This is a genomic window from Treponema berlinense (genome assembly GCF_052273165.1).
Taxonomy (GTDB): domain Bacteria; phylum Spirochaetota; class Spirochaetia; order Treponematales; family Treponemataceae; genus Treponema_D; species Treponema_D berlinense_A.
This window is the reverse complement of record NZ_DAVZIU010000003.1, coordinates 1-13,695: the sequence shown is the minus strand read 5'-3', so window position 1 is coordinate 13,695 and position 13,695 is coordinate 1. Positions and strand designations below refer to the sequence as shown.

The window sequence follows — 13,695 nt, the reverse complement described above, 5'->3', positions numbered from 1 at the left end:
AAAGGTTATTTTTTTAATTATGGAAAAAATTCTAATCGTAGAAGATGATACAGGAATTTCTGACTTTGTAAACGCAGAACTCAAACACGAAGGTTACACTACCTGCACAGCATTTGACGGACGCTCAGCTCTCGAAGTTTTTAAAAAAGAAAAACCAGATCTTATTCTTTTAGACATTATGCTTCCTCAATTGAGCGGACTTGAAGTTTTAAGACGAATCAGAAAAACTTCAAACATTCCAGCCATAATTCTAACTGCCCGCGGAGAAACTTACGACAAAGTAAACGGTCTAAACGCAGGAGCAGACGACTACATTGCAAAGCCTTTTGAAATTGAAGAACTTCTTGCAAGAATGAATGCGGTTTTGCGCCGGTCAATTACTCCAAATTCAAAAAATTCTCAATTAAAAAACGGAAAACTTCTCCTCGTTCCTGACAGCATGAAAGTAACTCTTTCGGGCGCAGACTTAAATCTTTCAAAAACCGAATATTTAATGCTCAAACTTTTTATGGAAAATCAGGAAAAAGTCCTGTCACGACCTCAAATTCTTGATTCGGTATGGGGCGAAGGACATTTTATTGACGAAAATACAGTCGATGTTTACGTTGGCTATCTCCGCTCAAAAATCGACCAGACAGCTGGCACAGAATACATAAAAACAATACGCGGAATTGGCTATAAAATGCTCAAATTGGAATAAAAAATGAAAAACTCCGTTGTTTTCCGGCTTTCGATTAAATTCTCTGCAATATTAACGGCAACTGTCTTTATAATAATTTTATTGTTCTTTATGCTTTTAAGACAGTTTTCGCATCAACAAGAATACAAAGGTTTTTCGAGAACAAGCGAAATCATAGTTCAGGCACTTTCAACTGGAAATTTTAAATTTTTAGACCGCAAACTTTCTGAACTGCCATTTTTCGTTTCATATATTATTTACGACACAGAATCGGGAGAAATTTTCCGTCAAAAAAACAGCATCTTCGGAAAACTCCCAGAAACAAAAGGAAGACCCGTACGTTTTTCAACAAAAAAAGCAGCTGGTTTTGAACCAATAAGTATAATCTATATGACAACCAGATATAATTTTATCGGCGGAACAACATTTACCATACAAATCGCGCAAAAAACAAACGGTGGCGCAGGACACAGGTTTTTCCGGGAAATGTTTTCTTTAATCGCAGTTGCAACAATTCCGCTCTTAATAATCTCGTTCTTCATTTCAAGATTTTTTATACGGCAGACAATGCATCCAGTCGTAAAAATAACAAAAACTGCGGCGACAATCAGTTCAACAAATTTAAATCAGCGACTTCCAGAAACAGGAAAAAAAGATGAACTCGACAACCTCGCAAAAACATTCAACAGCCTTTTTGAACGGCTAAAGGCGGATTTTGACCGCGAACGCAGTTTTACAAGCAACGTAAGCCACGAACTAAAAACTCCAGTCGCAGTAATTTTAGGACAGGCAAATCTTCTAAGACGCTGGGGAAAAAATGACAGCGAACAGCTTGAAAAAAGCCTTAACACAATTCTTCAGGAAACCCATTCAATGGATTCTATAATTTCAAATCTTTTGCAGCTGAGCAGAATTGAAAGCGGAAAAATTATACCTGCAACCGAAAAAGTCAGTATTCAAAAAATGTTTTTTCGCTTAAAAGAAGAATTCAAGGCTATAAACAAAAATATGACAATTCAATTTGAAGAAAAACCTCTTCAAGAAATATACACCGACAACGAACTTTTACATCAAGTTTTTGTCGCAATAATTTCAAACAGCAATAAATTCATAAAGCAAAATCCGCTAATTAAACTAAAATGCACGCAAACTGAAAATCAAACAACAATCGAGATTCTGGACAACGGCCCGGGTTTTGAAGAAACCGTACTTCCCCACGTGTTTGAACGCTTTTATCGCGGAGATTCGAGCCACAACCGCTCTGCAGGAGGAAGCGGCTTAGGACTGAGCATTGCTCAGGCGATTATAAAAAGTTTAAATGGAAAAATCATAGCCTCGAACGGCAAGAATGGCGGAGCATTGATTACAATCACGCTAAAAAATTTTACATAACATAAAAACCGGCCACTCTGGGTTCGCTATACGCTCATCGTCTGCATGGCAGACGACTAAAGCCCGGCGTGTCCGGCGTAAGTTTTCCGGGAATTGCAAAAAAAACAACAATCCCAAAACTATATTTTACATATTTTCTGGAAGAGTAAGTCCAAGTGCTTTTTCAGTATTTGAGTTTTTAGAAAAGTCACATTTTTCAAGATACTGAATTGGCATGTCGGCAGGATTTGCGCCGTTCTTAAGAATTTCAACAGCCATTGCGCCAGTCTGTTTTCCAAGTTCGTAGTAATTTACACCGTAAGTACAAAGTCCACCAGACTGAACCATTCCATCTTCTCCAACGATTGTCGGAATTTTTGCCTGATTTGCCACCATTGCAACGTTTGCCATACCTGCAGCAAGCATATTATCTGTTGGAATGTAAATTGCATCAACTTTTCCAACAAGACTCTGTGTAACCTGCTGAATTTCGTTTGAATTAGAAACAGAACCTTCAACAAATTCAAGTTTCTCAGCCTTGCAAGCTTCTTTTGCAAGGTTAATCTGGAAAATTGAATTCTGCTCGCTTGAACAGTACATAAGTCCAACTTTTTTTGCAGACGGAACAATTTTTTTAAGAAGTTTAATCTGCTGAGCAACTGGTGTAAGGTCAGAAGTACCTGTTACGTTTGTTTCAGGTTTTTCGTTAGATTTTACAAGTTTAGCAGATTCTGGATCTGTTACGGCAGAAATAAGGATTGGAATATTTTTTGTAAGGTTAGCAACAGCTTGGGCAGCAGGAGTTGCGATTGCAAAAATCAAGTCATCTTTATCGTTTACAAGTTTATTTGCAATTGTTACGCAGTTTCCCTGATCGCCTTGTGCGTTGTGCATATCAATAGAAATGTTTTTTCCATCTGCATATCCGGCTTCGGCAAGGGCATCGACAAAACCTTTGCATGTTTTGTCGAGAGCAGGATGCTCAACCAACTGAATTATGCCAATTTTAATAACTTTGTCCGAAGAACCAGCCTTCTTTGAACAACCTGTAAGTGCAAGTCCTGCAACAGCAATTGCAGCCATTATACAAGCAACTTTTTTCATTTTTTTCACTCCTTTTAAAAAGTTTGCAATGCAAACAAAAAAATATAACGCTTATTATAAAATTGTAACGGCATTGCGTCAAACAATAATCACGTTTACTTTTCCGTTTGTTGCATCAAAAAGTTTGTTTTTTAGGCTTTCTGCGTCTGTTTTTGAAATTTTTCCACTTACAGATACGCCTTCTGCAAACTTTTCTTCAACATCAAAAAGAGTCCAACCTTCCAGAATTTTCTTAACAACCTGATAAGACTGATAATCCGCACTAAAACTAAATTCAGACTTTTCAACAAGTTCTTCAAAAACAGTAGTTTCAAGAGCCGCCTTTGTGCAATCTTTGTAGGCATGAACAAGACCACCCGTTCCAAGCAAAGTTCCGCCAAACCATCTGGTTACAGTTACCAAAATGTTTGTCGAGCCACTGCCTTTTAAAACATCGAGCATAGGTCTTCCAGCAGTTCCTCCAGGTTCTCCGTCATCGCTCATTCCCATAATTTCTGCATTTTTTCCAAAAACAAAAGCATGGCAAACGTGTGTCGAATCCGAATATTTTTGTTTTTGAGATTTTAATATTGACCGAACCTGGTTCTGCTCTTCAAGAATAAAAGTTTCGCCTAAAAAACGAGACCCCTTTATCAAAAGCTGGGCAGAAGAAGCTTTTACAGGAATTTTCAATTATTGACCGTCCGAATTAGTTTTATCAGGATTTTTCTTTTCCAGCAAAATTTCATCATCATTTTTTTTAAGACTTAAAACAATTTCCACAGCTGGCTGACGCAAATTTTCGTAAAAAAACGGAACAGCAAGGCTCATTAAAGAAAGCGCCTTATAAAAATTTATAAAATACAAAAAATCAAAAATCAGTGAAAAAAACTGAACCGCTCCGCCCTTCTGCGCCGCAGAAAAAGACAATGTTATTCCAAAATAAAATGCCGCAAGAATCAAATTTCTTCCACCAACCATAAAAACAAAACCGATAAGTTTAAAAATATTTTTGAACAGAAGTCTTGAACTCAAAAAAGCAAGCGAAAAAACAGGACGTTTCGGATTATCATATTTTAAGAAAAAAAGAAAAACCTGAGGAAATATCAGCAGGAAAACCAATATAAATGAAAAAATAATCAGAAGATAGAGAAAAGCGTTTTCTCCAAATTTTGACTGCAAATTTACTATAAAATCAGGATTTGACTTTGTTATAAAATACATAGTTCCAGCAACTACAGCCGCAGAAATTCCTGTAAGCAGAGTATAGAAAAACGCTGCTGGAGCAAACTGCTTAAATCGCCTGAATCCGTAAAACAAAAAACCAATTGTCACAAATTCATCTCTTGCCATACGCAAGAGCATTGTAGCAAAACCACTTAAAATCAAAAACCAGAAAAAAACTCCGCAAAACATAAGCGCGTAACTAAAAAAAGTTACGGCAAATGAATCCTGCATTGAATTTAACAGAAGCGAAGTTCCGACAAAAAGCGCCGAACACAAAGATTCGAGAATTACGATTATAAAAAGCGTAAAAAATGTCTTATTTAAATTTTTTCTTGCAACAGGTGCGAATTTTACAATAAGTTCTTTGTTTTTCAATTATTTAAACAGCTCCATCTGCGTACCGTCAACTTTAACGGATTCAACTTCTTTTGTACACAATCGAATGCCAAGGGTTTTGAGTCCTTTTTCTTCAAAATTTTGTGCCTTAAAACTTTCTTCCAAAACTTTTACACGCGGCTTTTTTTCGTAATGCAAGGTAAAAGTAAATTTTTCGCGAGTATCAACATGCAAAACTTCCATTCCGTCTGGCGCAATAAAATAATCGCGGTTTAAAATCCAGCTTGGAATTCTCGTTCTTTTTATAAAGCAGTATTTTGTTTTTGGATCGCGAAATATCACCGTAAAAAGGACCTTATTTATAATTTCTTTTTCTGCAATTTCGCAAAACCACATTCCCCTGTCAACAAACATTTTTTGAGGAACGTCGCAAACCGAATACATTCCTGTTTTTCGCATTACAAGGATTCGGTCATAAGGCGAAACTTTTTTTATTTCCTGACCACCAGAAACATTTATTCCAAGATAGCCTTTTTCGTCATAACGCAAACTTTGGTCAGATTTTGCAACAGCCTTAACGTCGACTGCAGAAAAACTCGTGACTGTCGTTTTGCGGTGCAACATCTGAGGAGAAAGTTTTTTAAATTTTTCAAGCATTGAACCAAGATAATCGATTGCGCAACCAACAAGATTTTTTAAAAGTTTTGCAATTTCTTTAAGTCTTGTATTGATTGCAGCAACCTCTTCGCGGTTTTTGTTTATATCGTAGAGCGAAATTCTTCTGATTGGAATTTGAAGCAAATGTTCAACATCTTCGTCACTGATTTCGCGCACAAGCTTAGCCCTAAACGGCACAAAACCTTTGTAAACCGCTTTTACGACATCTTCCTGTGTTTTTTTAGTTTCGATCGCTTTATAAATTCTTTCTTCAATAAAAATCCTCTCCAAAGTGCGGATATGAAGTTTTTCCATTAAAGTTCCGCGTTCAAATTCAAGTTCGTCCTTTATTATTCCCGTGAGCTTTTGTGAATAAAACTCAATTATCTGTGTTGCCGTCATTGCAACTGGCATGTTGTCTTTTATGACGAGCATTTGACAGGCAATTGTTTTTTCGCAATCAGTATAGGCGTAAAGACTGTCAATTACATCTTTTGTATAAACTCCACGCGGAAGTTTTATTTCGATACAGCAATGGTCGGTTGTAAAATTGTCAACCGAACTGATTTTTATTTTTCCAGCACGATATGCATTATCAATCGACTGGAGCAAATCCTTTGCATTTGTATCAACCGGAAGTTCTGTAATTACGATTTTTTTGTCATCGCTAATATCAAACTTTGCACGAGTAATAATTTTCCCGTTTCCGTCGTTGTAATTTGAAACATCGATTAAACCGCCTGTTGTGGCATCTGGATAAATCTTGAATTTTTCACCTTTTAAGCATTTAATTTCCGCATCTAAAACTTCTTTCAGATTGTATGGCAGAATTTTTGTGCTCATTCCGACCGCAATTCCCTCCGCTCCCATTATCAGCGTAAGAGGGATTTTTGCCCGGTAGACTTCCGGCTCGGTGTCGCGACCATCGTAATTTGGAACATAGTGAGTAATTTTTGGATTTGTGACTAAAAAATCTTTTGCAAGAGGGTGAATCCGACATTCAATGTAACGGCCAGCAGAAGGTCCGTCGCCAGTAAATTTATTTCCGAAGTTTCCCTGTTTTTCTATGAAAATTTCTTTATTTGCAAGATTTACAAGAGCTCCGTAAATTGAAGCATCACCATGAGGATGATACTTCATCGTGCGTCCGACCACAAAACTTACTTTTTGAAAATATCCGTCATCAACTTCAAAAAGAGTGTGCATAATTCTGCGCTGAACAGGCTTTAATCCGTCTTCAAGATCAGGAATTGCGCGGTCACGGATTACATACGAAGCATATTCTATAAAATTTTTGTCGAATAGATTTTTTACAAATGCCATTTTTTTTCCTATACATCAATTTCAGCGTTGCTAAGCAAGTGCTTTTCAATAAAAGAACGACGTTCGGGAGTGTTTTTGCCCATGTAAAAAGCAAGCAACTGAGGAATTACCTTAAGTTGGCTAACTTCGACCGGGGTTAAATGCATTGTCTGGGGGTCAATAAACTGCCGGAATTCGCTCGGATTGATTTCTCCCAATCCTTTAAAACGGCTGGTTTCGCAATTTTTTCCAAGTTTTTTCTGAGCCTTGTCGCGTTCATCTTCGCTATAGCAATAAATATTTTCTCTTTTTGTGCGAACCCGGAAAAGAGGAGTTTCCAAAATCCAAACTCTGCCACTTGTAACAAGTTCTTCAAAATAACCAAGAAAAAAAGTAAGAACAAGGTTTCTGATATGGAATCCGTCATTATCGGCATCGGTTGCAATTACAATCTTTGAATAACGGAGGTCTTCAACAGAATTTTCGATTCCAAGAGCGCGCATAAGCTGAAAAAGCTCATCGTTTTTGTAAATATCAGTCTGCTTTTTGCCGTACATATTTTCTGGTTTTCCACGCAGAGAAAAAATCGCCTGAGAATTTGCATCTCGGCTGTGCGTCATGACGCCAGAAGCAGAATTTCCTTCTGTAATAAAAATCATCGAATTTTCGCCTTTTGTTCCGTCTTCAAGATGGAAACGGCAGTCATCAAGTTTAGGAATTCGAATGCTCACCTTTTTGGCAGCTTCTTTTGCTTCTTTTTTTACAGCGCTTAATTCTGTACGAAGTTTTTCGTTTGCTTCAATTTTTTTCTGAAGCATTTCCGCAGCCTTTGGATTTTTATGAAGCCAATCATCAAGTCCAGACTGAACTTCGCTCACAATCCACTGCCTTATGTCAGTATTTCCGAGTTTATTTTTTGTCTGACTTTCAAAAATCGGATCTTTTACTTTTACAAGAACTGCAGCCGTAATTCCTTCGCGAATGTCTTCAGATTTATAATTTTCCTGAAAAAACTCATTCACACCTTTTATAAAGCCTTCTTTAAATGCAGTCAGATGGGTTCCGCCGTCGCTCGTAAACTGTCCGTTTACAAAAGAAAAATAATTTTCTCCATAAGCATTTGTGTGGGTAAATGCAAACTGAAGGTGAGCGCCAGTATACGAACCAATTGGATAAATCGTATCAGCTTCGAGTTCTTTCTGCAAAAGATCCAAAAGTCCGTTTTGACTTGCAAAAACCTGTCCATTAAAGTTGATTGTAAGACCTGTATTTAAATAAGCGTAATTCCAGAGCCGTTTTTCAACAAATTCCATATTAAAGCTATACTTGCCGAAAATTTCTTCATCTGGAACAAATTCAAAATAAGTTCCGTTTTTTGCAGGTTTTGAAAGTTTTACAGTATTTTTTTCTGCAACTAATTTTCCTCGCTCAAAAACCGCTTCTGTAGCATAACCATCGCGAATTGCAATTACCTTAAAATATGAAGAAAGCGCGTTTACAGCTTTTGTGCCGACGCCGTTCATTCCGACAGAAAACTGAAAAACATCGTCATTGTACTTTGCACCAGTATTTATCTGGCTTACACATTCAACAACCTTTCCAAGCGGAATTCCACGTCCGTAATCCCGAACTTTTACGCGGTTTTCAACAATCTGAATATCTATTCTATTTCCAAACCCGACAATAAATTCATCAATTGAGTTATCGATAACTTCTTTTAAGAGAACGTAAATTCCGTCATTTTGGTTTGAACCATCGCCAAGACGTCCAATATACATTCCTGAGCGTAAGCGAATATGCTCCAAAGCATCCAAATGTTTAATCTGTGAATCGTCGTAAGCTGCGAGTTTTTTTCCTTTAGTTTTTAAAGACGGATCGATTGCCTTTGCCGCGGCAAGAGCTTTTGCTGTCTGCTCTGCACTAATTCCACGTTTTGCAGGAGTTTTTTCTTCAGTTTTTTTAGGCTTAGCCTTTGTTTTAGCGTTGTCCCACGCTCGAAAAGTTCCGTTTTCGTCAATTCCAGCAACAGGCTTTTTTGCTTTTACAGAAGTTTTTGCAGTTGTTTTCTTTACAGTCATCGTTTTTTCTGTTTTTTCTGCAATTTTAGAAGTTTCAGTTTTTCCACCCATATCTTTAAGTTTAGCGGAAATTTTCAAACTCCTCAACACAAGTATCACACAAGTGTTAACACTTATGTCAGCCGATTTGCGCTTATAGCAGTTTTACAGCGCCATATTCGCTATCCTTAAAACACAAGAGATTTTGAATCATTTTTTGAGCTCTTGGACTCGCCTCCGAAACACGCTCAATTTTTCCAGAAAAATGCTTTACAAGAGGATTTATATATCTTTTCTTTACTTCAAGATTTACGCTGTAATAATTTTGTCCAGGTTCCTGGCAAAACCGTTCAATCTGCGTCATTGTCCGCCATTTTTTTATAAGTAAAGAAAGATAATCATCATTGTGAACCGCATATTCGTCAAAAATTTCAATAACTTTTTTTTCGCTCAAAGCCATGCAATCTTTTTCAGTTATAAGTTTTTTTTCAATCGCAAGATTTACGATTTTTCCAAGCATATTTAGTGCAAGTTTATTTTCGTTATGCTGCAAAATCAAAGAGCAGTCGCAAAAACCTTCGGTGTAAAGTTCTGCGAGTTTTAAATCAGAAAATCCAAGTTCATCTTTTCCGCTCTCGTTTTTTAACACACAGATATTTTTATAAATTTCTTCAGTTTCTTCAAATGTCCAGACGTGCCCATTGTTCAAAAACGCCAGGGCCATATTGCTAGGAAACATATATTCCAACCTATCTGCACTCAAACGCGGAATTTCATTGTCGCACAAAGGATAAATGTGATAATCGGCAATTTCCTCAAGTTCAATCCTGTCTTTTTTTAAAAGTCCAGCAAGTTTTTCATCGCTAGCAAGAATATTTAAAGTTTCGTTTTCACTCAATTCCTGTTTTAAAGCATCGCCCTTCCTAAAATCATTTACGTGGCTAAAAACGCCAGTCGCAATGTCATGAAAAAGTGCCGCAAGTGTCTGCTTCTTATTCTGCGAAAACTTCCAAGCAACAAGGGCTGTTCCAACACTGTGATCAAAACGGCTGTAAAAAAATCTATTTCTGTAAAGCGCAGTCCAGTCAGTTCCGCACAAAAGTCCAATACCTTTAAGTCTTTGCAAAACCGGCAGACAAACATAGCCGTAAAGCCAAGAAGGAAACTCTTTGCAGAGGATTTTATGGTATTTTAAAGTAAAATCATCCATTATATTTTAAATATTCCAGAATTTTATTTTAAAAGCGAAGGTTTTCCTGTAAATAAAATCCGTAAATTCAATTTTATGTAAGAACAAATTTCGCGCGAATAAGAATTTAAAACAAAAAGTGCTGGAGTTTTTGAGGCAACTCCGTAAACATCCGTAAAACCGATTCTTTTTGCAAGCCGTTCCGCCCTGGCAAGGTGAAAATCGCTCGTCACAACAGCGACCGGCGAATTTAAAATTTCCTGAACAGTTTTATTTTCATGTTCAGAAAGAATTTTTACGCTAAACAAAAAATTTTCAATCGTATCTTTTGCCATATTTTCCGCCAGAACCCTTTTTCCGTCAATTCCATAAGATTCAAGCGCAGGTTTTAAAACGTCAGATTCCGGACAAGGGGAAAACCTTTCTTTTCCGCCTGTTACAACAGAAATCGCCTGAGGCTGAGTTTTTAAGTATTCGCCTGCTACACGCACGCGGTTTTGAACAAACAATGTCAATTTTGCGTCTTTTGTAATCCCGCCACCCAGCAAAATCACGTACTGAACTTTTTCATTTCCGTCAGAAAGTCTCGGATTACAGATAAAAAACAAGTTTACACCGCAAATTACGGCGCCTAAAAAGACAAAAACGAGCAAAAATATTTTTACGCTACGTTTTATCCTAAAAAAAATCGTTCTTAAAAGCTTTTTTTTCTGCAAAACTGCAAGAACTGCAAAAAATACGGCGCATAAAAGCCATATAACAGAAAAACCAAAAAAAGTCCCCAAAAAAGTTCCAGGAGACGCAAGCTGCATTGCGACAAAATAAAAAAAAGACAAGGCAGAAATTAAAACAAAAATTACAAAAATCATAAATTTTAATAAAAAAATGGAGCAAACTTTTACAGTCAAGTGGCTTTCCGCCCTTCCGCTTTCGCTCCATTACATTCTGGCAATTTCGCAAAGCTCAATCGCCAGAATGTAACTTCGGGGCTACAATCCAGGCTAGGATTCACCCCAAAACATTCAGTTACCGATTAACGACCAAATCCCGGAAATCCGCCAGGAAAACCGCCACCCATTCCTGCCATTCCCTGCATAAGTTTTGCCTGCATTCCGCGATTTTTTGTAAGTTTTTTCATTGTAAGTTTAGTTTTTTCGAACTGTTTTATGAGTTTGTTTACTTCGGCTACGCTTGTTCCGCTTCCTTTTGCAATTCTCTTACGGCGACTCGGACCAATAATCAAATGATTATTGCGCTCTTTTTGAGTCATCGCCTGAATAATCGCCTTCTGCTTTTTCATTCCAGAAAGGTCGATCTTGCTTTCGTCAATTTGTCCAGAAAGTCCAGGAATCATATCGAGCAGAGAACTTACGCTTCCCATTTTTCCGACATTTTCAAACTGAGCAAGCATATCATTCAAAGTAAATTCATTGCGGGTAATTTTTGCTTGAAGTTTTTTTGCTTCCTCTTCATCAACCGTCTGCTGGGCTTTTTCAACCAAACTTACAATGTCACCCATGCCAAGGATACGGCTTGCAATCCTGTCTGGATGGAAAGGTTCAAAATCATCTGTTTTTTCGCCCGTACCGATAAATAAAATCGGTTTTCCGGTGATTGTTTTTAAAGAAAGAGCCGCACCGCCGCGAGCGTCGGAGTCAAATTTTGTAAGAATTACGCCTGTAAGTCCAAGCTGTTCATCAAAACTCTTGGCAACGTCAACCGCGTTCTGACCAGTCATTGCATCTGCAACCAAAAGCACTTCCTGAGGGTCAACTGCTTTTTTTACAGAAACAAGTTCTTCCATCATATTTTCGTCAATTTGAAGACGACCGGCAGTATCGACAATCACCGTATCAAAGCCATTCTTTTTTGCAAACGAAAGACCGTTTTTTGCAACTTTTACAGCATTTTTTTCGCCATCTTCAAAATAAACACTTACGCCAATCTTTTCTCCAAGAGTCTTTAACTGTTCAACAGCAGCAGGACGAACGAGGTCGCACGCTACAAGAACAGGCTTTCTTCCTTCTTTTAAAAGTCTGGCTGCAAGTTTATGTGCAGCAGTCGTTTTGCCAGCACCCTGAAGACCAAGCAAAAGAATTACAGATTGTGTATCAGGACCTTTTAACTGCAAGTCAACCTTCTGGTCGCCGAGCATTTTTACAATGCGGTCATAGATAATTTTTACAAACTGCTGTCCAGGATCTACAGCACGCAGAACTTTTTCGCCTTTAGCCTCTTCAATCGTTGCATTAACAAAGCGACGCACTACACGAAGATTCACATCGGCTTCAAGAAGAGCCATTTTAATCTGTTCAACTGTGTCTTCAATGTTTTTTTCTGTAATCGTAGATTTTCCGCTCACAGTGCGGACAATATTACTGAAAGTGTTTGTAATTTTTTCAAGCATTTTTTATTCCCGTAAACAATCTGCTAGTTTTTAAATTTTAGTCAATTTTTCCTGTTGTCAAAAGGCTGTTAATCAAGTCAGCAGGTTTAATTTCTTTATTGAGAATTCTATAAAGACCTTCACAAATCAAAAGTTTAATGCCAAGCTTAGCAGCAATTTCGTGCACATATTTGCAGGCAACAGCACCTTCCGACAAATAGCCGATTTCACCAATACGTGCAATAAGATCATCAAGATTTTTGAATTTTTCAAGCATGTCTGTTTTAATCATATCCTGACCAAAACGGCGGTTACGTCCATATTTTGAGCGGCAAGTTACATCAAGGTCGCCTACACCAGCAATCGAAGTAAAAGTCTCTGGATGAGTTGCTCCCATAGCCATGCCGAGGGTCTGAATTTCGTTAAGTCCAGCAGCAAGAAGCAAAGATTCTGTATTATCGCCAAACTGATCCGAATGTTCAGCAATAGCGTCCAATGCACCAAAAACAATCGCAATTACGTTCTTTGCGGCAGCACAAATCTGAACACCAATAACATCAAGTGAAGAATAAACCATAAGTCCAGGAACATGCATAAGCTCGCGAAAGCGGATAGAATTTTTTGCATTTTCAGAAGCAGCAATCAAACCTGTAAGTTTTCCCATTGCAACTTCCTCCGCATGAGAAGGTCCAGCAATATAAACAAGCTGACCTTTATAGCATGGAGGCAAAACGTTTTCCAAAGTTTCAAGAACAAGTTTTGGTCCTTCAGCAGAAGTAATAAAACCTTTTGTTATTACGCCGATAGTAACTTTTCCCTGTTTAATATCATCAACTTCAAGCAACTGCTTAGCAGTTGAAGCAAGATAAAGAGAAGGAGAAGCAAGAATCAAAAATTCTTTTCCACTGGCAACTTCTTTTATATCAGAAGAAGCAGTCATATTTTCAGAAAGCGGATACCCCGGAAGATAGCGCTTATTTTCATGATTGTTATTTATGCCGTCAACTACATCCTGTTCGCGTGCCCACATCTGAACTTTGTGTCCACCACGAGCAATTGCCTGTGCAAGACCAGAGCCCCATGCACCAGCACCAATAACACCAACACTTTTAGATACCATTTAAAACCTCGTAATTTTTCTCTAATAAAGCCAATAAACCACAGAGATAGTACTTTAATTATAGCAAGTAATTTTAATAGGGGCAATTACAGCAATTTTCTGATTATGGGCGTTCCGGCAACAAGTTGCCGTCCGGCTTTTCAGGGTTGCATTGTTTTCTTCCATTATATTCCAGAAAACAACACCTCTGGTGCCCTTACAATCCGTAACGCATTTACACTTATTCCTTAAAGTTCAGGAATAAGTCTTCCACAGCCGTAAAATGTTTTTTTCCAGTAATTTTCATTC

At 37.7% G+C, this 13,695-nt stretch carries 11 protein-coding genes; 2 read left to right on the top strand and 9 right to left on the bottom strand.

The window, feature by feature from the left end:
• Positions 1-19 precede the first annotated feature (19 nt).
• Positions 20-700, top strand: a complete 681-nt coding sequence (locus ACT6XC_RS02160; RefSeq protein ID WP_443740639.1) for a response regulator — start codon at positions 20-22, stop codon at positions 698-700.
• Between the two features lie 3 nt (positions 701-703).
• Positions 704-2,071: a sensor histidine kinase gene (locus ACT6XC_RS02155; protein WP_443740638.1), complete on the top strand. Its 1,368-nt coding sequence runs from the start codon at positions 704-706 to the stop codon at positions 2,069-2,071.
• Positions 2,072-2,197: 126 nt separating this feature from the next.
• Here the strand turns inward: ACT6XC_RS02155 and ACT6XC_RS02150 are convergent, their stop codons facing one another.
• From ACT6XC_RS02150 to ACT6XC_RS02110, 9 genes are all read right to left on the bottom strand, one after another.
• Positions 2,198-3,154 carry an ABC transporter substrate binding protein gene (locus tag ACT6XC_RS02150; protein ID WP_443737470.1) on the bottom strand — a complete coding sequence of 319 codons (957 nt, stop codon included), beginning with the start codon at positions 3,152-3,154 and terminating at the stop codon, positions 2,198-2,200.
• 78 nt (positions 3,155-3,232) lie between these two features.
• On the bottom strand, positions 3,233-3,826 hold the full coding sequence (locus ACT6XC_RS02145; protein ID WP_443737469.1) for an IMPACT family protein: 594 nt from the start codon (positions 3,824-3,826) through the stop codon (positions 3,233-3,235).
• Positions 3,827-4,735, bottom strand: coding sequence for a hypothetical protein (locus ACT6XC_RS02140; RefSeq protein ID WP_443740637.1), 909 nt, complete (start codon positions 4,733-4,735; stop codon positions 3,827-3,829).
• Positions 4,736-6,676 carry a DNA topoisomerase IV subunit A gene (locus tag ACT6XC_RS02135; RefSeq protein ID WP_443740636.1) on the bottom strand — a complete coding sequence of 647 codons (1,941 nt, stop codon included), beginning with the start codon at positions 6,674-6,676 and terminating at the stop codon, positions 4,736-4,738. It abuts the gene before it with no gap.
• An 8-nt stretch (positions 6,677-6,684) separates the two neighbouring features.
• Complete coding sequence (locus ACT6XC_RS02130) at positions 6,685-8,784, bottom strand: toprim domain-containing protein (RefSeq protein WP_443740635.1); 2,100 nt, start codon at positions 8,782-8,784, stop codon at positions 6,685-6,687.
• A gap of 82 nt (positions 8,785-8,866) precedes the next feature.
• A complete protein-coding gene (locus tag ACT6XC_RS02125) occupies positions 8,867-9,922 on the bottom strand; it encodes an HD domain-containing protein (RefSeq protein ID WP_443740634.1) in 1,056 nt (351 codons plus the stop codon).
• Between the two features lie 23 nt (positions 9,923-9,945).
• Positions 9,946-10,770 carry a YdcF family protein gene (locus tag ACT6XC_RS02120; RefSeq protein WP_443740633.1) on the bottom strand — a complete coding sequence of 275 codons (825 nt, stop codon included), beginning with the start codon at positions 10,768-10,770 and terminating at the stop codon, positions 9,946-9,948.
• A 164-nt stretch (positions 10,771-10,934) separates the two neighbouring features.
• Positions 10,935-12,308, bottom strand: coding sequence for a signal recognition particle protein (gene ffh / locus ACT6XC_RS02115; RefSeq protein WP_443740632.1), 1,374 nt, complete (start codon positions 12,306-12,308; stop codon positions 10,935-10,937).
• A gap of 37 nt (positions 12,309-12,345) precedes the next feature.
• On the bottom strand, positions 12,346-13,407 hold the full coding sequence (locus ACT6XC_RS02110; RefSeq protein WP_443737462.1) for an NAD(P)H-dependent glycerol-3-phosphate dehydrogenase: 1,062 nt from the start codon (positions 13,405-13,407) through the stop codon (positions 12,346-12,348).
• Positions 13,408-13,695: the final 288 nt, after the last annotated feature.